17 protein-coding genes are annotated in these 19,314 nt (G+C 46.8%); 4 read left to right on the top strand and 13 right to left on the bottom strand.

The genetic code is table 11. The features are described 5' to 3' along the window. Positions 1-19: 19 nt before the first annotated feature. From LUCIF_RS12880 to LUCIF_RS12835, 10 genes are all read right to left on the bottom strand, one after another. A complete protein-coding gene (locus LUCIF_RS12880; protein ID WP_122628310.1) occupies positions 20-865 on the bottom strand; it encodes a carbohydrate ABC transporter permease in 846 nt (281 codons plus the stop codon). After that, the gene (locus LUCIF_RS12875) at positions 865-1,809 is read right to left on the bottom strand and encodes a carbohydrate ABC transporter permease (protein ID WP_122628309.1); all 945 of its coding nucleotides are present in this window, start codon (positions 1,807-1,809) and stop codon (positions 865-867) included. Before LUCIF_RS12875 ends, LUCIF_RS12880 begins: the two co-directional genes overlap by 1 nt. 67 nt (positions 1,810-1,876) lie before the next feature. Next, on the bottom strand, positions 1,877-3,187 hold the full coding sequence (locus LUCIF_RS12870) for an ABC transporter substrate-binding protein (RefSeq protein WP_207857615.1): 1,311 nt from the start codon (positions 3,185-3,187) through the stop codon (positions 1,877-1,879). Positions 3,188-3,379: 192 nt separating this feature from the next. Next, the gene (gene hutH, locus LUCIF_RS12865) at positions 3,380-4,930 is read right to left on the bottom strand and encodes a histidine ammonia-lyase (RefSeq protein WP_122628307.1); all 1,551 of its coding nucleotides are present in this window, start codon (positions 4,928-4,930) and stop codon (positions 3,380-3,382) included. 422 nt (positions 4,931-5,352) lie between these two features. Continuing rightward, positions 5,353-5,808 (bottom strand): histidine utilization transcription antiterminator HutP, encoded by a 456-nt coding sequence (hutP, locus tag LUCIF_RS12860; protein ID WP_122628306.1) that lies wholly within the window; start codon positions 5,806-5,808, stop codon positions 5,353-5,355. Positions 5,809-5,951: 143 nt separating this feature from the next. Beyond that, entirely contained in the window at positions 5,952-6,923 is a 972-nt protein-coding gene (locus tag LUCIF_RS12855) for an agmatinase family protein (protein ID WP_122628305.1), read from the bottom strand. 165 nt (positions 6,924-7,088) lie between these two features. After that, on the bottom strand, positions 7,089-7,988 hold the full coding sequence (locus tag LUCIF_RS12850; RefSeq protein ID WP_122628304.1) for a DUF2156 domain-containing protein: 900 nt from the start codon (positions 7,986-7,988) through the stop codon (positions 7,089-7,091). Positions 7,989-8,338: 350 nt separating this feature from the next. Beyond that, positions 8,339-8,515, bottom strand: a complete 177-nt coding sequence (locus tag LUCIF_RS12845; RefSeq protein ID WP_207857604.1) for an aspartyl-phosphate phosphatase Spo0E family protein — start codon at positions 8,513-8,515, stop codon at positions 8,339-8,341. A 128-nt stretch (positions 8,516-8,643) separates the two neighbouring features. Beyond that, positions 8,644-9,867 carry an MFS transporter gene (locus LUCIF_RS12840; RefSeq protein ID WP_122628303.1) on the bottom strand — a complete coding sequence of 408 codons (1,224 nt, stop codon included), beginning with the start codon at positions 9,865-9,867 and terminating at the stop codon, positions 8,644-8,646. A gap of 126 nt (positions 9,868-9,993) precedes the next feature. Then, positions 9,994-10,869, bottom strand: coding sequence for a DMT family transporter (locus tag LUCIF_RS12835; RefSeq protein WP_122628302.1), 876 nt, complete (start codon positions 10,867-10,869; stop codon positions 9,994-9,996). A gap of 934 nt (positions 10,870-11,803) precedes the next feature. Between LUCIF_RS12835 and LUCIF_RS26095 the strand changes: the two genes are divergently transcribed. Next, positions 11,804-11,950 carry a hypothetical protein gene (locus LUCIF_RS26095; protein ID WP_165865993.1) on the top strand — a complete coding sequence of 49 codons (147 nt, stop codon included), beginning with the start codon at positions 11,804-11,806 and terminating at the stop codon, positions 11,948-11,950. Between the two features lie 378 nt (positions 11,951-12,328). On the opposite strand, the gene LUCIF_RS12830 is transcribed toward LUCIF_RS26095, so the two are convergent. Continuing rightward, positions 12,329-12,736 (bottom strand): P-II family nitrogen regulator, encoded by a 408-nt coding sequence (locus LUCIF_RS12830; RefSeq protein ID WP_122628301.1) that lies wholly within the window; start codon positions 12,734-12,736, stop codon positions 12,329-12,331. A 329-nt stretch (positions 12,737-13,065) separates the two neighbouring features. Here LUCIF_RS12830 and LUCIF_RS12825 point away from each other — a divergent pair, with 329 nt between their 5' ends. Beyond that, on the top strand, positions 13,066-14,376 hold the full coding sequence (locus LUCIF_RS12825; RefSeq protein ID WP_122628300.1) for an ammonium transporter: 1,311 nt from the start codon (positions 13,066-13,068) through the stop codon (positions 14,374-14,376). Between the two features lie 83 nt (positions 14,377-14,459). On the opposite strand, the gene LUCIF_RS12820 is transcribed toward LUCIF_RS12825, so the two are convergent. Both LUCIF_RS12820 and LUCIF_RS12815 read right to left on the bottom strand, forming a co-directional pair. After that, complete coding sequence (locus LUCIF_RS12820; protein ID WP_165865992.1) at positions 14,460-15,275, bottom strand: methyl-accepting chemotaxis protein; 816 nt, start codon at positions 15,273-15,275, stop codon at positions 14,460-14,462. Positions 15,276-15,584: 309 nt separating this feature from the next. Continuing rightward, the gene (locus LUCIF_RS12815; protein WP_122628298.1) at positions 15,585-16,508 is read right to left on the bottom strand and encodes a LysR family transcriptional regulator; all 924 of its coding nucleotides are present in this window, start codon (positions 16,506-16,508) and stop codon (positions 15,585-15,587) included. A gap of 150 nt (positions 16,509-16,658) precedes the next feature. On the opposite strand from LUCIF_RS12815, the gene LUCIF_RS12810 reads away from it, so the two are divergent. Both LUCIF_RS12810 and LUCIF_RS12805 read left to right on the top strand, forming a co-directional pair. Next, entirely contained in the window at positions 16,659-18,284 is a 1,626-nt protein-coding gene (locus LUCIF_RS12810) for an FAD-dependent oxidoreductase (protein ID WP_122628297.1), read from the top strand. An 18-nt stretch (positions 18,285-18,302) separates the two neighbouring features. Then, on the top strand, positions 18,303-19,256 hold the full coding sequence (locus LUCIF_RS12805; RefSeq protein WP_122628296.1) for a ferredoxin-like domain-containing protein: 954 nt from the start codon (positions 18,303-18,305) through the stop codon (positions 19,254-19,256). Positions 19,257-19,314: the final 58 nt, after the last annotated feature.

The following is a 19,314-nucleotide window of genomic DNA, read 5'->3' as shown; positions in this document are numbered from 1 at the left end:
TGTTCCGTTCTTCCCGCAATTAACCTTTGACTCCCCCGACAGTCAGTCCCGAAATAAACGCCTTTTGATTCATGATAAACACAAGCAGAATCGGGATAACCGACATTACAGCGCCGGGAAACAATAAATCATAATTATTGCCATAGGGAGTAATCAGGGACTGCAGGCCGATCGGCAGAGTAAGCATTTCATTGGAACGCAGTACGATCAGCGGCCAGACAAAACCGTTCCAACTGAACATAGCCTGTAAAATTCCCATAGCCCCAAATGCCGGCAGCATCAGCGGCACCATAATCTGAAAAAAGATTCTAAATTCACTGCAGCCGTCAATGCGGCCGGCGTCGATTAATTCCCTGGGCAAGGTAGCTGCATATTGCCGGAAAAAGAAGATCGACGTGGGCGCTACTACAAACGGCAGGATGACACCCAGATAGGTGTCAATTAAGTGAATGCCTATGGCCAGCTTATACAGCGGCAATATCAGGATCTCTACCGGAATCATCATGACCACCAGAACGATGGTGAATATCAGTTTTTTGCCTTTAAAATCGTATACTGCCAACGCGTAACCCACCATAGAAGTAAAAAATAAGGACACCAGGGTGTGCAGCGCCGTTATCGCCAAGCTGTTGAAATACCAGATGGGATAGATACCGTCTTTGCCGTCGATTAAAAGCCGGTAATTTGCAAAATTCAAAGCCTTAAAATCAATATGCAGGGAAATCCCGTTGCGGATCATCTCCACACCGGGACGCAGTGACGACAGCAGCAGAAAGAAAAACGGGGCAAGGCAGAATACGGCAAAAACCGATAAAATTATAAATACGGCCAGGGATACGAGCTTACTTGCCGGTTTTGAATTCATCAGGCCGCCTCCTTTCTGAAAAAGCCGCTGACCCAGAGCTGAATCAGATTTACGGTCATGACAATGGCAAACAGGGCAATTCCGATGGCTGAGCCAAACCCTAAATCGTTATTATTGAATCCTTCCTGATAGATGTAATTTACCATGGTCATCCCGATTTCCCCGGGAGAACGCGGGCCGTTCCAGAGAGCAAAGGATTCGGCGAACATGGAATAACCGCCGTAAACGCTGATAGTCACTACATAAATCACAACCGGTTTTAAACAAGGCAGCGTAATGTGCCAAAATTGCCGGAAGGGACCGGCTCCGTCAATGGCTGCCGATTCATAAAGCTCCTCCGGTATGCTTTGCAGGCCGGACAAAAAATAAATAATGTTAACTCCCAGCCATCGCCAGGTGCAAAGTAAAACCATGACCAGTATACCGGTGCTGGGATTTTGCAACCATACAACGGGCTTGACACCAAATATCCCCAAAATCGCGTTGACCAGGGTCGTTTCCTGTTCGCCAAAGGCAAGACGGAAAAACAGCCCGGCTATAATTACGGAGGTAAGTGCCGGCATAAAAAAGGCGGACCGGAAAAACGTTCTTCCCCAGGTCGTTTTTTGGTTTAAGAACACGGCCAGGATTAGCGGCAAAGGGATTAATACCAGAATCGTCCAGAATGTATAACGGGTAGTCACCCATACGGCGTTGAAGAAATGCGGGTTCAACAAATTCCTGTAATTTCGCAGCCCGATAAACGTTACATCCCCCGGCCCGTTAATCCGTTGAAAGCTCATCACCACAGTCGATACGACGGGATAAAGAAAAAACAATAAGAGCGATATAATAAACGGCAGAACAAAAAGATACGGCGCTGTTTGGGGTGAGGACAGCAATTTTCGCAGTTTATGCTGTCCAATGACTTGCCTGTCTGCCGCAGCAACTACCGGTTCCGGCATGTTATCTCCTCCTTTGCATGGAAACACCGCTAACGCGGTCTTTCGGCTCGTGGCGCAGGGCTCCGGACTACCTTGCTTTTAAATCATCCGCTGCTTCTTTCAGCGCTTGTTCCGGCGTTTGGCTCCGCTCCTTAAGCACTTTGAAACAGACATTTTTTTGCACCAGCGAAACTGCGTCAGGGAATTTAGGACCTACATTAATTGAGCCAATATCACTAACGACGGACTTCAACGTATTAAATATGTCCGTGCCAAAATAATCGGTATACTTATTCGGCGCAGCCATAGCGGGATCACTCCAGGCATCACTTCTTATGGGATCAAATCCCAGAATCGTCCAGGTCTTAATACTGCCTTCTTTGGAAAGTTTGGCTTCCGCTAAAAACTGTTTAGCCAGCTCTATATTTTTACACTGGGTCGTAATGGCCGTTCCGGTACCGCCCATACCGGCCGACTTTTTGCCTCCCGGGAATACAGGCATCGGGCGAATCACAATTTTCCCCTTCAAATCGGGCATATATTGTACAAACCGGCCCATATACCACATCGGCATCCACACGGAAGCAGCATTTCCTTTATCCATCCAGGCCCAGTACTCCTCGGAATGATGGTAGCCGCCGGGCGCCGGCACGGCAATTTTTTCCTTATAGAGCATATCCTGCAACATTTGCAATGTCTTGCGATTCGTCTCATTATCCAGTATGACATTGCCGTCTTTATCCAAAAAGTCCGACCCTTGCATAACAATCAGGGGATAATAAGACCAATGTTCGGTTGTTTCAATAGTGGTCATGGGCTTTCCTGTCTTCTCCACAACCTTTTTACCGGCGGCAATATAATCGTCCCAGGTGACGATATCATTCACATTGACTCCCGCCTGGTCAAGAATTTCTTTATTATAGTACATGACTTCGGCGCCGACATGGTAATCAATCCCATAATACTGGCCATTTTTCGCGTAGTTCTCTATACGGCCCATAATCAGCTTGTCTTTGACCGGATCGACAATATCATTCAGCGGCACCAGCCCCGGTTTGCTGCCTTTTAAGAAATTGGCAAATTTGCCAATTTCAATATCGGCCAAATCCGGAGCACCGGTTCCCGACTGAAGGGCAATCAAAAGTTTGTTATGCTGTTCGTCGTAAGGATACACATCGGTTTTCAGTACAATCGGCTTATCAGGATGCTTTTTATTCCAGGTTGCTACCGCATCATCCATGAATTGTTTATGCAGTTCCTGAAAAGTCCAGAAAGTCAGGGTTGTGGCTTTCGGTTCGCCGGCTTTCGTAGCGGCGTTTTTTTGCCCTTTACCGCAGCCTGCTAACACGACCGTTGCCAGTAATGCAACCGTAAGCAGAAGGGCCAGACTTTTTCTCAATACACTCTCCTCCTCTTTTGGCTTCATTGCACTTTTCTCTTAACATTTATTATACCGGCGGAAAAGACGGCCCGGCATTTAAATCTTTTTACATTTTACTCAATTATTTTTATATTTAGAATTTTCTTTCTCCGCTTTGCTCCCCCCGTAACCGGAGCAGGCCTGCCGGTAATACCGACAGGCCTGCTCTTGCTATTTAGAATTCGACGGATTCTCGCCGTACAGCAGTTCTCCCACGGCAGCTTCCACAGCCCGCGTCAGGAAACCGTCCTTGATCAGTTGATAAATGCTCTGAATGTCCGGCGCCGGAACCCGGTCTTCGTCGAGATGCGGTACCGCTTGCCGGATAGTGCGGCAAGCCGCACCGGTACCTTTTCCCGGTGCCAGGGGCGCCAGAAAATCAATTCCCTGCGCTGCGGACAGACATTCAATCGCCAGAATATGACGTACATTCTCCAGAATCTCCCGGGCCTGACGGGCAGCGATGGTTCCCATGCTCACATGGTCTTCCTGATTGGCGGAAGTCGGTATGGAATCAGCACTGGCCGGATGCACCAGCACTTTATTTTCCGACACCAGGGCCGCCGCCGTATATTGGGTAATCATCAGGCCCGAATCAATTCCCGGATAGGCCGTCAAAAACGGCGGCAGGTCGCTAAGATGAGAATCCAGCAGCCGGTTGATGCGCCGTTCGGATATATTGCCGATCTCCGCCAGAGCCAATTTTAAATAATCCATAACCAGCGCCACCGGCTGACCGTGAAAATTCCCTCCCGAAAGCACATCGCCGTCGTCGGGCATAATCAGCGGGTTGTCGGTAGCGGCATTAATTTCCACGGCCAGCGTTTCCCCCACCCGCCGGAGAGCATCCTTGGAGGCGCCATGCACCTGGGGTATGCACCGCAAGGAATAAGCGTCCTGTACTTTGGAGCAATGGACATGGGAAGATATAATCCCGCTATTTTCCGTCAGCCGCAGCATGTTATCCGCAGTAGCCATTTGGCCAATATGGGGACGCACCCGGCTGATGCGGGGGTCAAACGCGGTCCGGGTGCCTTTCAAAGCCTCCAGGGATAATGCGGCGGCAATATCGGCCACCTGCATTAGCTTAGCCGCATCATGCCAGACCAGACAGCCTACTGCCGTCATAATCTGGGTACCGTTAATCAGAGCCAGTCCTTCCTTGCCCCCCAGCGCAACCGGTTTCAGACCGGCCGCCGCCAGCGCCTCGGCGCCGGTGACCAGTTCCCCGTTCAGAAAAGCCTGTCCTTCACCAAGCATAACCAGCACCATATGCGATAAAGGCGCCAAATCTCCGCTGGCTCCGACCGATCCTTTCGCCGGCACGGCCGGGTAGACCCGCCGGTTAAGCATAGCCAGCAGCATTTCAACAGTTGACAGCCGGATACCGGAATATCCCTTGCACAATGAATTTGCTCTGAGCAGCATGGCAGCCCGCACTGCGTCCTCCGGCAAATAGTCGCCGACTCCCGCTGCATGGCTGAGGATTAAATTCTTTTGTAATTTCTCCCGTTTTTCCTTGGAAATAAAGACCCGGCTAAAATCGCCGAAACCAGTGGAAATTCCATATACAGGATTTTCTTCTTCCAATACCTTGTCTACAATCGCCCGGCTGGCAAGAATCTGCCTTATACCGCAGTCCTGCAGGCCAACCGTTTCATATTCGCGGGCTGCCTTTACCACTTCAGCCAGCGTCAGAGAATATCCGTCCAAATAAATCATTTCTTTCCTCCTCCATTAATTCCGGCTTTCATTATTACCGGCCTTTATTTTCCACTTAACTCTCACTATTACCCGCCGGCCTCCGTCCTATGCAATCGGGTCCGGCACGAGCGCATAACTCCAGGCGCGGGAAAATCCGGCGAGTCCCACTTGCGTTTCCCACAAAAAAAGGAAGCAAAACCCGTAAAGAGTCTTGCCCCCTTATATCTCGTACCTCTGGGCCGTTTATTTCTATGAGACTGCTTAAAAAGCGCATTAATCCCACTTTTCGCAGTCCTCTAACATTCGGCAATAATTGCGAAATGTGGGACCTAACGTTGTCGCGGCTGCGCGTTCTCACTCAACGTACGCCTGAGTACGCCTCGTTCGAATGCTCGCCGCGCCTAGTATCTGCATCTTTTTAAGCAATCTCTATTTGTATGTTATACCGGATTGATCCCCAATCCCAGTACTTCATGCTCAAATCCTTTAATCGGCGCTCCCATGCTGCCATATAATGCAATAGCGATCCATTCGCCGTCCGCCGCATCATTGGGAAGCCGCGGCCCCCGCACAATACTGAACAACAGCCCGGCACTGCGCATCACATTCCCCAGCCCGTCCTGTCCCCGGCAAATGCCATGATAGGCTTCCAGTATGGAATGATAAAGCGCATGTTCCTCCCGGTACCGGTCGTTAATCAGTCCTTCCCGCTTGGCGGCAGTCGTAATGGCGGCAAAGATTTTGGCGGAATCCATAGAGCCAACCTTCCCTTTGTATACTTTATAGCCGCAGGCGACACTCCGGTCCTGCAGCGCCGTTTCCGCCCCGCCGGTATGCAGCACCAGCAGAACGGCGGCCTTGCCGAGGCTGACGCCATCTTTTTCGAGATTGCCCATTCTTCCGCCTTTCTCCCATTGCAAATGGTCATCCGTTCTTCTTTCCTCCGCCGCGCAAGGCTGCGGAAGTCTCCTGTCTATAGACGGATGCTACCAAGACTTTATCATTATGATAGTGCAACCGGGCCGGAATGTCAATCATCTTAGGCATCCCGTTTTCTGTATCCCGTCAAAAATGTCAGCATGGCGTACAATGCCGTACGAACCGTAGCCCGGCGATAATCCTGCAGTGGATCCACACATACAATATCCAGTCCCCGGACCTTAGAATCCGTCCCCAATTGGAACAAAGCATCCAGCAACTGCCAGGACGTCATTCCCGCCGCGGCCATGGCCGGCACTCCCGGTGCGTAGGCCTGGTCAAGCACATCCATATCGACAGTGACGTAAATCGCTTCTGTTCCGTCGCCGGCAATCTGCATTGCCCTTTCCGCCAGTCGGTCAATCCCCTCCCGGGCCACCTGCCGGGCCGTAAATTGGGTAATTCCCTGGGCTGCGGCGTATTCGCGATAGAATTTGGAATTGGCAAAACTATGAATCCCGATTTGAACAATATGACGGCCCTCAACAGTGCCCGATTCCAGCAAACTGCGGACCGGCGTTCCGTTCGAGGGACCGCCGTCAAGTAAGTTGCGCACATCCATATGGGAATCAAACTGGATCAGCCCCACTTTGCCGGCAAAACGCCTTTTAAACGCCTTCACTGCCGGATAAGTGATTGAATGGTCACCGCCCGCAATCACCGGAAAAAGATTGGGCAAGGCCTGAAATAGGTTCGTCAGCCCCTGCTCGATATTGGCATGGCAGCGCGGCAAATCGGTCACATGCATTTCGATATCGCCCAGGTCACGGGCTCGCAGCTCCTGCAAATCAATATCGGCATCCATATTGTACGTAGTTATTTTCGGAAACAATTCCCTGAAGGCATTGGGCGTCAAAGACGCACCGGAAACACTGATTGATGTTTTGGAAAGAGGCACACCGATAAAACCGATATCGACCGCCTCCTTCCCGTCCCAGGGTATCAGCCATTGGGATACCTTGGTTTCATAGCGGTCCCGCCAATTGGCACGAAAAATCACTTCCGGCGGATTCAACAATTTAATATGCTGCATTTTAAACTCCCTTTTACCTAGCTGAAGATCCTTTAAAAAAACAAAAAAGCAAAACTCAAACTGAGTTTTGCCCCCTAATCGCTCTTATCTCTAGGCATTTAGTTGATATATTTTAACTTTAATTATTATAGTGGTTTATCCGGCAAAAGTCAACCTACCAGGTTTTCATTCCTTCGCCTGGGCGGTATACTTCTCCAGCAATTGAAACGGATAATAGGACTCTTTCGCTTTGCGCAGACCGGACATACCCATATCCTCTTCCCGGTTGATATAAAGTTTGTCGGGCCACTGCCGCCGGCAAAACTGCTGATTAATCAGCGGATAGAGCCCGCGGATATCCGGATTGGCCTTTTCGGCGTGAATAACCGCCGTAGTATCATTAATCGCCTCGCCCAGCGTCATGGCCTCAATCCTTCCGTTGATTTCAATAACGGCGCCCTGGATATCCAAGGAATCCAATTCTTCCATGATATCCAGAATTGCCTCCTTTTCTTTTTCCAAATACCGGTTCGCGTTATGGCTGCTAAACCAACGGTCAAGAAAAGTCAGGCATTCGGCCAAATTCCCCCGGCCTACCGGGCGATAGCAATAATTCCCGTGCATAGCCAAAAATGCATTGATATGATTCCGTTTTTTACTGTAGCGGCGACCCGTTAGCTCGCTGAGGTCCGCCCCCAGGTAAACATAGTCCCAGCTGTCGCGGTCCCGGGAAAAAGAAAACCGTTCCGGCAGCCGGCTCTGAAACAGTTCCAAAAATGGTTTGGTAATCCCCCGCATATAAAACGGTTTATGAACTGACTGAAAATACTCCTCCATTTTCTTTATGACCCCTGCAAAATTAGCTTCCGTAGCACCATAGGGCGGAAAGAAAAAAGGCTTTCCCATAAAGTCAAGCAGAATACAGAGGCAGTCGTCCACAAGGGCCCAGCGGATATTGCCTGCTTTACGCCACATATAGTAATAAGTAAATGTACATTCCGAATTATGGTGCTGTCCGGACCTAAAAAAACGGTCAAAAAACGGCTTATCTTCCAATCGAACGGTTTGAAATTGAATCCTGACCACTCCCCGTCACTCACCCGGCAGTTGTTTCAGCCTCCGGTTTATTTACTAGTTAACCTTACGCCTTTTCCAAACAGTATATACGCAATAAAGCAAAGGATACCTGCCGATTAATAAGAAAATGCTTTTTCGGTCCATGGCGCAGGGAAACCATTCTAAGGCACACGAAAAGTGCTTATACGTTTAATCCAAAGCTCAGGGCACGCAAAAATGCAGCCAAAAACAAAAAGTCGTCCCGCTGGGACGATTAAAAACAAAACTATCTTTTCTGGACTTTACGACATCTGGAATTAAAAGGCGCATTCGTCTTTAGCATTCTCTCAATGCCAAAGAGAAGAGCTTGGGGAGCTCTTTCACGCATCTTGCCGCTTATGATATTGAAAAATCAGCTTGTCCAAATCCTGGCTAATTTTTAACACTTCAGGATGCAAACATCCATAAAGTAAGGCTAAATTATTCAGAAGTTGTCGAGCCTCCTCGATCTTTTCCTTTAACTGGTCGTGCATTTTAAAACTTGCTTGCCCTTTCATCCTAAATCTACAACAGTTCTCATTATATCTGGTAAAAATTGTATTGTAAAGGTGTTTTATAAAAATCTTGTCAAAAGAAAAACCGCTGATGCGTTCTTTCGGCTCAGGACTCATAGCTCATTCTATTGTCAATCCCCGGATGGGGCTAAACGGCCAGGCACATTCCGGTTCAACAATAAATAGTCAGGCCAAAGAACCAATATCGCACCGGCCAAACCGGTCAGACCGGTTACCCAAAATCCCCAGTTGAGCCCAAACCGGCTGCTTACCGTACCGGCCAATACAGGTCCCAAAAACATCCCTAATCCATATACGGCTTGGAAAATACCCATTGCGGTCGATCGTTTTTCATCCGGAAAATACCGGATACTCATTCCCATCAACAGCGGCATAATCAACCCCAGACAAAAGCCGATGATCGCCTGACTCAAGTAAAGCAGCGGCAGCCACTGAAAGAAGGGAATGGCCAAACAGGCGGCGGCAAGAAAGAAAAAACCGCCGCCCAGGATACTCCGCTCACTAAAATACCGAATGAAAAAGGTGCCACTCAGCGCTGCGGAAACAATCGACGGAACAATACACAAGATTGAGAGCAAGCCCAGTTCGAAATTGCCGGCGCCGAGAGTCTTGGCTATCACAGGCGAAAAACCGAAAACGGTAACAAAAATGACAATCTGCAGCAAGATTCCCAATACGGATATCCGCAGCAAGTTACGGTCCCGCAACACCTCGGCCAGTGGTCCGGTACTAACCCGCTTAGGGGCCGTATATTTCTCCTTAACCCCCAAGGCAAGCACCGCCCCGGCTCCACCACCTATGGCCCCCAAAAGAAAAGTTGAAGTCAGTCCCGCATACTGGGCAACATAGCCGCCGGCCAGCATACCCGCTACCTGGCCCAATGCATTGGCGGCATTAATATAACCAATCGCTCTTGTCATATCTCCGGCCGGAAAGTAACTGACATACAACACTGTATAGTCAACCCAGGCTGAAGCGGCGATCCCCGAAACAGCCCGGAAAATAAGCAGGGCCGTGACCGAGGCAAACAGCCACATACCGAGGGCGCTAAAAATAGCCAGGCAAATGCCGCCGAAAACAAACAATCGCCGGCGGCCCCAAGCGTCTGATATTACGCCAATGGGTATACGCAGCAATAACTGCGTTAAACCGTACGAGCCGATAATAACGCCAACCATCCCGTAGGATGCTCCTAAGTGCCGGGCGTAAGGAGCCAATATCGGTACATAAGTATATAGGGAAAACCAATATAACGCCGTTACGCCAAATAAAAGAATTTTTGCCAAGTCGTCCTTTTGCATAGAAAACAATTCCCCATTCTGCAAATAATGCATACGCTTGCATTCTCATTATAGAATACTTGATTTGCCTTGTAAAGATTTGTCCCCCGAGTATAAATCCTTATCACAAAGAACCGGCACTTCCCTGCCTGGAAAATGCCGGTCCCGCTCTACCTGTCATTATGACTGTGGCTTAATTACCAGCAAAACCCCGCTGCAAATCAACAAGGTACCCAGCCAAAACGAAATTCCGACTTGCTCGCCCAGTAATAGCCACCCCAGTAAGGTTCCCGTTAAAGGCTGAAAAAAGAAGTAAATTCCTCCCCGCGCCGCATCAACAGTCTGTAGCCCTTTATTCCAAAAATAAAAAGCTCCCGCTGTTGACACAACCCCAATATACAGGATCCCTCCCCAGACGGCCGGCTCCAAAAACACCGGCAGCGGAATCCGGCAAATCGAATCAGCCACAAATGGCGTCATCACAACCGTCGCCGCCAAAATTGCATAAGTTGTAACTACCAGTTGGGAATAATCCCGGGGAACCTGTTTGACCAAAACAGACATAAGAGCCCAGGATAAAGCAGCCAGCCCCAGAATAGCTCCCCCCAGCCGGACGGAATCGCCAATCGCTCCTACTCCGACAATGAGCAGAACTCCCATTGTTGCCAGGCATACGGATACGCCTTTACGCAGGGTGATCTTTTCTTTGAGCAGTATACGTCCGAATAATACCATAAAGGCGGGCGTCGCTGAAGTAATCATCGCTCCCATTTGAGCCGACGAAAGCTTTGTGCCGGTAAATTGCGCCCAAATGGAAAGAAAATAACCAATTATGCCGATCCCTAAAACGAGCGGCACATCCTTTTTTTGTATGCGCCAGGACTGACGGGTGACTATACCGGTCAGCGCAAGCGCCGCCAAAGCAATCACGTAGCGGAGCCACACCAGTTCCAAAGGTGGAATTACCGTGAGCACCACTTTACTAACCACATACAGGCCTCCCCAAATACTGGCGGCCAGCGCCAGATAAACCTGTCCCCTATAGTTTTTCTGCATTGTTTTCCCTCCGTCTAATGTAATCGGCGTCTGCTCCAGACGGAAGGCAATCCGTTTCCCGCATTCCCATTCCGCTAGGAGTGGAATACTGCCGGAACATCATTTTCAAATAAAGGTTGGAAATACATTCCTATCGCCTCCAAAACAACAAATGTTTTTTATTTATATCATAATACAGTTGCATCCCGCTGCCCAGCTTTTTTTACTTTTCATCCGGCTACCCGTCCCGAAAAACAAAAGCCCCTACCGTAGTAAGGGCAAATAAATATAAAGGCCTCTATATGGAAGCCTTAAGGGGCTTAAGAATTAATTTATATTATAATCATAAATTGTGGCAACTATATGGCAAAAATAATACATCTGCCAAAATGGTTTTCCTAATATTTACAGCTATCAAAACTCTTTTTCCGGATATACTACAATAACGGAGGTGATACACTTGAAAACCGAAAACTGCAAGCAGTGTACTCAGAAAAATCTTGAGTTTTCTTGCGAGTTGAATAACATCAAGAAAGAACTTAGGAAGAAGAACGACTGCGCTACCTGCAATAAGTAAGTGCCAAGTATATCAATCTCCTTGCTGGGCGGCCGATTCGGCCGCCCATTTCAGATAAAAACATTGAGCCCGTGCTGAAAAGTAAATTATACATTATTTTTATTGTTAGTCTGATTCTCCGTTTTAGCTCCGCCTTCTGTATGGTTGCATTTCTTACATACCCATTTAAAATGATCGGTAATACTTGCAAAGTCAGGTACTTTAACCATTATTCCATCACAATTCGATTGGGAACACGGTTTAGTCGACTTAATATTCACTAGCACCCCTCCTAATTGTTAGAATATTAAGCATAGTCTGAAATATTCCTGCTAAATTCAGTGCAAATTATAAAAAAACAATTTTTTATCCAAACTAGTTTCCAAGGGGGTGATTTCTTTGCCAGATTCCATTCATGACAGTAAAAAGTTCAAACGGGAAATCCACGTCATTTCCAATTTACCATCTTACAATGACAAACGGTCTTCACCGGCACTCGAAAAAGACGTCTATGCCAAACAAGAAGAAGCTTCCGAGCAGGTATAGGCCGTATGTAGCAATCCCGCCAAATTCAGAATACTATATATTAGATAATATCCATTATCTAATATATGGAGGGATCAGCATGACTTTTTTGACCTGCTACGGCTTCATTTTCCTAGCCGCCACAATAATCGGCATACCGGCAGTGCTGAACCGTTCTGCCGGTTCCACTACTTCCCCGCGCAAACAATAGACCAGATTGTAAGCCAGATGATTTCATTCATCTGGCCTTTCTGTTACTTTTTGCCTCACCCTTCTAATTCTATTTCCGGGAAATAATTAAAGCCACGGACCCATTAATAAACCTCCGTTGCCTGATTTTATCCGAATCTGACAACAGAGGTTTGCTATTAATTAATCCTATAAATTGCGCATGCTACTTTACTTTTTAACTTTTGAGGCTTTTTCATTAATGATAGGAATATCCTCCGACCGGTCTAGAATAGCAGCCGGTCCTTCTTCTCCTGTCCTAATTCTGATAGCGTTATCAATATTATAAACAAAGATCTTACCATCGCCGATATTACCGGTCCGGCAAACCTTTTTTGCCGCCTCGAGTACTGCTTCAACGGGAACTTCGCAAACAACAATTTCAACTTTGATTTTTGGAAGCAAGTTTACCGAAACTTCCATTCCCCGGTATACTTCCGTATGGCCTTTCGATAAACCACAGCCATATACCTGACTGACAGTCATACCCGTAACCCTTATGGCATTCATGGCTTCTTTTAGATCTTCGAGCTTTTCAGGGCGGGTAATTATTTCTATCTTCGTTATTTTGGGCTCCATAAATCATTCCTCCATTGAATATTTTGCGCTTAAGAATTCCGTTGAATCCCCTTTTCGCAGTCCTCTGTCATTCAGTGTGCGAAATGTGGGTTGAATAAATTTTTTAATCTTTAATATTACGGCAAGGCTCCGCCAATTCCTGCAACCTCTTAAATGATAATTTAAATAATTTAGTCCGATTTGTTTTATATTTTTAGTTTAATTAGTAGCATTCATTATTAATTCATGTTATGCTAATGAAATAGATGGCAACGACGCCAAAAAAACAAGTCATAATCGGCTTGTTTTTTTGGCGTCGTTATTTTTATATCCAGTAAGGAGGAATGGGAATGGTAACAATCAGTTCAGTAGCTATCGGCTTAAACACCGTATGGGTGCTTTTGTGCGCAGCGCTGGTATTTTTAATGGAAGCAGGCTTTGCCGCGCTGGAAGCAGGTTTCATTCACAGCCGGAATTCATTAAATATTATTATGAAAGTGCTGATGGACTGCACGGTAGGAATTATAGGTTATTTTATTTGCGGCTTTGCTATTATGTATGGTGCTGATGAGGCTGGACTCATTGGCATTTCAGGATTCTTAGTGCAGGGAGACTTTTCCCATCTGAACCTAAGTGTACCAGTTTACGCATTTTGGTTGTTCCAGGCTGCCTTTGCAATTGCTATGGCAACGATCGTATCGGGCGCGGTAGCGGAACGGATGAAGTTCGCCCCCTACATAATCTTTTCATTGCTGGCAACCGTACTCATTTATCCCTTGGCCGGCCACTGGGTATGGAGCAGTGGTGGCTGGCTAAACAAAATGGGAATGCTTGATTTCGCCGGTTCGGCAGTAGTACATGCGCTGGGCGGTTGGGCCGCCTTGGCTGCCGTCACTGTTCTCGGCCCACGCACCGGCCGCTTTGGCAAGGACGGAGCGATTACCGTCATGCCCGGCCACAACTTACCGCTGGCAGCTTTAGGCGCCTTTATTCTCTGGTTTGGCTGGTTTGGGTTTAATCCGGGCAGCACCCTGTCCGGGCTGGATTTAAATATCGCTAAGATTGCCGTCAATACCAATTTGTCAGCTGCCATGGGAGGTACCATCGCAGCATTACTTACCTTATTTCGCTATGGCAAAGCCGACCCCAGCATGGTAATCAATGGCGCCCTGGGCGGCTTGGTCGCGATAACCGCCGGCTGTGCTTATGTGGAACCGGTCAGCGCTTTAATCATTGGTGCCTTTGCGGGAATACTAATCGTGATTGCGGTGCCCCTATTAGATAAGCTGCATTTCGACGACCCGGTCGGAGCCGTTGCCGTTCACGGTGTTTGCGGTACGTTTGGTACCATAGCAGTAGGTCTGTTTGCCGAAAAGAGCGGTCTGTTTTACGGCGGCGGGGTGCATTTGTTATTCGTGCAAACAATCGGCGTAATTGCTGTTTCCGCTTTAGGCTACAGTTTGACTTATGCCCTGTTCCGGGCGTTAAAAGCAACGGTCGGTATCCGGGTTACGGAAGAGGACGAGATTGTGGGACTTGATTTGAGCGAGCACGGAATTGCGGCTTATAATGATTTGGAATATTCCCCGCTAAAATCTCTCCAGCACTTTTCAATTCAAGAGCCGGCGAAAGTCAAAAATGAAGATATTTCGCCCGCCTAAAATTAAGACTCCGCCGACGTACGTAGTCTTTCAGCGATTTAAAAAAGCCCGGCTTTTGACCGGGCCCAACCTAGGGGTATATTTTAAATTATTTCCGCAACCTTCTCTATTTCAGTAGCTGAAGCTGCCAGCCCTTGCATAGAAGCAGATACTTGTTCGGTCGCCGCTGCCTGCCGCTCCCCAAGAAGGGTCGCATCATTCAGCGCATTGATAATAGATGTGAGTTCTCTTTGTATGGTACCCAAAATTTGCTTTATATCTTTTACTGAGTCCGCGCTATTTACGGCCATTTTACGAATCTCGTCCGCTACAACGGCAAATCCGCGGCCATGTTCACCGGCCCGCGCAGCTTCGATCGCCGCATTCAGCCCAAGTAAATTTGAATTTGCGGCAACTTCACTAACAAACTTGAGAATGTCATCCGTTTTCTTTATTTCTCCCTGAACCAAATGTCCGCTGGATTTTATGCTGTCCAGGTCTTGCGCCAATTGCGTTGCTGTTGCAGCCAGTTCTTGCGTGGTAGCAGTAATTTCTTCCGACGTAGCTGCAACTGTCTGAGCTGCCTCATGTAAAGTCTGCTGCGTTTCCAGGCTGATTCCGACCGCCGAGGCGCCTACCAGCCGGTCTTCTTCATAAATTGGTATACTTATGGACCGAATGGGAACACCATAGAGGTCTTTTCCCAGTTTTTTGTCTACTACTTTTCCAGACTTCAAACATTGATCAACTGATCCCCCAGTTGCCGCTTTGTTTCCAACCGCGGTATGCATATCGAATGTTTTCGCGGGAGCAAAAGCCAAAACAGCCCCTTCCGAGTCGGTAATCATAACAAAACAATCAATTGGAACTAATTGCTGAATCACCGGTGCCGAGTCAACTAACGAATTCAGTTTGACCATAAGACCCCTCCTCATAATAGAATAGCAATTGACATTATTCTACATTATTCTATCTGCGTATCAAAAACCCTGCCATTGATGAGCGGCAAAAAAGATATAGGGGTGAATACTAAGTCACATTTATAATAACCGATTAATATGTTAATAATGGGGAACGATTTATTAAATGTGTCTGAGGGCGCAAAAGAACACCTCCTTTTTTAATATAAAAAATCGTTCCCTCTCCAAGACAGAGAACTGCAAAAAATGAAATTACACGCAAACAGGCAGTAAGAATATCTTTCTTATTGCCTGTTTGCTTTATTAGCATCAATCATTTAAAAGCATTCCTGCCCGTATCCCTTGTAAAATGTCTGTGCTGTTGTATTCCCTGACAATTTCTATAACTGATTTCATACTGTCAGTTATATATTTATTTTTATAGTAGGCGATGTTAAATGACCTGTCCCAGTCATTATCTTTACTCTTGATGACATACATCCGGCCACTTTTTATTTCTTCCGCCACCAGCCTGATTGATATCGCCGCCAGGCAATTATTTTCCAATACGATATCCTTTATTACACCCGGACAAGTTACTTCCCAGCCGATTTTAAGTTCCACTCCACTTTGGTGCATGTAATTTTCAAATAGTTCTCTTGTACCGCTTCCCTCTTCCCGCATGACAAACAATTCATTTCTCAGCTCTTGCAGGGAGACCCGCTTACGTCCCGCAAGCCTATGATTTTTAGCACATACAATAACCAGATAATCCTTTACGGCCGGAGTATTGACTAAGTCATGGCTTTTGACCTGCCCTTCGATAATTCCAATATCCAGCTCCGCTTTCAAAATTTTATCTTCAATCGACCTTGTGTTATTTACATAGCAAAAGGGTTCCACCTGGGGCATCCGTTCCCTAAAACGGCTCAGAATGGAAGACAACATACAAGACCCTACCGTTACGGTTGCCCCAATCCGTATCTTTTCCGCATGGCCTTCTGCCAACATGTATTTATCCAGTTCGTCAAATTGTTTTACGGCCACTCTTGCATAATTAAGCAAATTTTTTCCTGCATCCGTTATATATAACTTTTTCGCAATCCGTTCAAATAATAACACTCCATAATGGGTCTCCAATTCTTTGATTGCCTGGCTGACGGACGGTTGAGAAATGAAATATTTTACTGCCGCTGAACTCATCTTCCCGGTTTCCGCCACAGCAATGAAGATTTTCAGATGTCTAATCGTCATTTTTTCTCCTTTAAGCATTTTAATCTTAATAGGTTTTACCTATGATTATCATAAGATAATAACATTTTTAATAAAGAGAAACAAGTGATATATTGTTATTATGTTACTTGATATAAATATGCAAATGCTTAAGCAAAGGATGTGGCGAACTTGAAAATCCTAGTTATCGGTGGAGTTGCAGCCGGAACAAAAGCAGCAGCAAAAATAAAACGAGAAAACAGAGCGGATGAGGTAACGCTCCTTACAAAGAGCAGGGATATTTCTTATGCCGGTTGTGGTCTTCCTTATTTTGTGGGCCATGTAATTGCAAATCGTGAACAGCTAATTGTCAATACGCCGGCCAGTTTTTCTGCTCTGACAGGGGTTATGGTCATCACGGAAACAGAAGTGACTAAAATTAACCGCAGTGCCAAAATGGTAGAAGCCCTGAATTTAAACACAAATCAAACTTCTACCTTTACCTACGATAAGCTGATCATCGCTACCGGCGCAGAACCGGTTAAACCGCCTATTGCCGGCATTGATCTAAACGGTGTGTACTTTATGCGTACACCGGATGACGCCGTCGCCTTAAAAGCTGCCGTGGATACAGGAAAAGTGAACCGGGCCGTAGTGGTCGGCGGCGGATTTATCGGTCTGGAAGTTGCTGAAAACCTGGCACAACAAAATGTAAAAGTTTCTGTTATCGATATGGCGGAACATATATTGCCGGGATTTGACCCGGAAATTGCTGAATATGTAGAAAACCATCTTGCCAGTAACGGCATCATGACGTTTACCGCTACAAAACTCGAGGCGATTTTAGGTGTCGACAAGGTTGAAAAGGTGCAAACCGGAAAACGCGCTATGAAAGCGGATGCTGTCATTCTCTCACTGGGTATCCGGCCAAATACCTCTTTTCTAAGAGATGCCGGGATTGAATTCATGCCAAATCACACGATTAAGGTAAACAACTATCTACAGACAAACGATAACGATATTTATGCCATCGGGGACTGCGCCTGTGTTGCAAATCGGATTACCACAGCTCCCGCCTGGTCGCCCATGGGATCTTCCGCCAATATCGAAGGAAGAATCGCCGCCAAAAACATTAACGGTAAACAAATTGCGTACCCCGGGGTACTTGGTACAGGGATTGCAAAATTACCAGAGTTAAATGTCGGCAGAACGGGTTTAACTGAAGCAGATGCTATAAAGAACGGCTACGATGCGATAAGCGTTATCACCGTAGTCGATGACAAAGCTCACTATTATCCGGGAGCTTCTTCCTTTATCATAAAAATGGTCGCCGACAAGACAACTAAAAATTTTTTAGGAATCCAAGTGCTAGGCAAAGGCGCCGTCGATAAAGTGGTCGACATTGCCGTAACCGCACTCACCCTGGGAGCTACCTTAGAGGCTTTGGAAAATATGGATTTAGCCTATGCTCCTCCATTTTCCACGGCGATTCATCCATTTTCTCATAGTGTAAACATATTATTAAATAAAATTAGCGGCGAATTCGAAACCATTACACCGACAGGTTACCGAAACGGGGCAGCCGCTGATTATAAAATGATTGATGCTTCCCTGCAGCCGTCGATTGCCGGAGCCACTTTTATTGATTTGACAGCAGTAAACGGCGAACTCCCCGAATTTCCGAAAGACGATAAATTGCTGTTAGTCTGCACGAAGGGAAAACGGGCCTATTTACTGCAAAATCGTCTAAAATACTTTGGTTATACTAACACGCTCGTCCTGGAAGGCGGAACAACATTTAATGAAATTGACAACTAACATTGGGAGGATCTAATTATGGCTACATTAACAATTAGCGCAGAAGATGAAAAGAAAGTAAAGGCACTGGGATTCTTAAGCAATAAAGGCACCGACAATTTTTCCGGACGGGTGATTACCGTAAATGGTGTGACTACTGCCGCCCAAATTAAATGTATCGCAGAAGCCGCCGAATTATTCGGCAATGGCATCATTGCCCTTACAACAAGGCTTACCGTGGAATGCCAGGGGATTCCCTACGAAAAGATTGCAGACTTCCGCTCTTACATTGCCAAAGAAGGGCTCGTAACCGGCGGTACCGGTTCGAAGGTGCGTCCTGTCGTCGCCTGCAAAGGTACAACCTGTCAGTATGGCCTTATAGATACCTTCGCTTTATCCGAAGAAATTCACGAACGGTTTTATAATGGCTATGCTGCCGTGAAATTGCCCCATAAACTGAAAATTGCCGTCGGTGGCTGTCCAAATAACTGTGTAAAGCCGGACTTAAACGATATCGGCATTATCGGCCAGCGAATTCCTAATTTTGATGAAGATAGCTGTAACGGCTGTAAAAAATGCTCGGTTGTGGATGCTTGTCCTATAAACGCCGCTGCTGTCACCGGCGGTATTTTGGAAATTAACCCGGACCAATGCAACAATTGTGGACAATGTATTGGAAAATGCCATTTTGATGCCATTCCAGATGGAAAACAAGGTTATAAGATCTACCTCGGCGGCCGATGGGGCAAACAGGTAGCCCAGGGTAAAACATTAAACAAAGTCTTTACCGATAAACAAGAAGCCTTGGCAGTAATTGAAAAAGCGATTCTCCTTTACCGGGAAAAAGGCAAAACCGGCGAGCGCTTTGCGCAGACCATCGAAAGACTTGGTTTTGAAAACGTGGAAGCGCAAGTGCTATCCGATGAAATCCTAACCAGAAAACAGGAAATTCTGGATGCCAAACTGCACTTAACCGGCGGGGCCACCTGCTAATTCTTAAAATTAAAGGCTCAGCTTGCAATAACTGCAAACTGAGCCTTTTTTGAACCTT

Source organism: Allolucifera butyrica, assembly GCF_900476375.1.
In the GTDB taxonomy this organism is placed as follows: domain Bacteria; phylum Bacillota; class Negativicutes; order Sporomusales; family UPPP01; genus Lucifera; species Lucifera butyrica.
This window is presented reverse-complemented; position numbering and strand designations above follow the sequence as displayed.

Bases quoted from the DNA above. Each gene is read 5' to 3' on its own strand.
- LUCIF_RS12880 (WP_122628310.1), bottom strand. From the start codon at position 865: ATGAATTCAAAACCGGCAAGTAAGCTCGTATCCCTGGCCGTATTTATA.
- LUCIF_RS12875 (WP_122628309.1), bottom strand. From the start codon at position 1,809: ATGCCGGAACCGGTAGTTGCTGCGGCAGACAGGCAAGTCATTGGACAG.
- hutH (WP_122628307.1), bottom strand. From the start codon at position 4,930: ATGATTTATTTGGACGGATATTCTCTGACGCTGGCTGAAGTGGTAAAG.
- hutP (WP_122628306.1), bottom strand. From the start codon at position 5,808: ATGGGCAATCTCGAAAAAGATGGCGTCAGCCTCGGCAAGGCCGCCGTT.
- LUCIF_RS12855 (WP_122628305.1), bottom strand. From the start codon at position 6,923: ATGCAGCATATTAAATTGTTGAATCCGCCGGAAGTGATTTTTCGTGCC.
- LUCIF_RS12845 (WP_207857604.1), bottom strand. From the start codon at position 8,515: ATGAAAGGGCAAGCAAGTTTTAAAATGCACGACCAGTTAAAGGAAAAG.
- LUCIF_RS12840 (WP_122628303.1), bottom strand. From the start codon at position 9,867: ATGCATTATTTGCAGAATGGGGAATTGTTTTCTATGCAAAAGGACGAC.
- LUCIF_RS12835 (WP_122628302.1), bottom strand. From the start codon at position 10,869: ATGCAGAAAAACTATAGGGGACAGGTTTATCTGGCGCTGGCCGCCAGT.
- LUCIF_RS12830 (WP_122628301.1), bottom strand. From the start codon at position 12,736: ATGGAGCCCAAAATAACGAAGATAGAAATAATTACCCGCCCTGAAAAG.
- LUCIF_RS12825 (WP_122628300.1), top strand. From the start codon at position 13,066: ATGGTAACAATCAGTTCAGTAGCTATCGGCTTAAACACCGTATGGGTG.
- LUCIF_RS12820 (WP_165865992.1), bottom strand. From the start codon at position 15,275: ATGGTCAAACTGAATTCGTTAGTTGACTCGGCACCGGTGATTCAGCAA.
- LUCIF_RS12815 (WP_122628298.1), bottom strand. From the start codon at position 16,508: ATGACGATTAGACATCTGAAAATCTTCATTGCTGTGGCGGAAACCGGG.
- LUCIF_RS12805 (WP_122628296.1), top strand. From the start codon at position 18,303: ATGGCTACATTAACAATTAGCGCAGAAGATGAAAAGAAAGTAAAGGCA.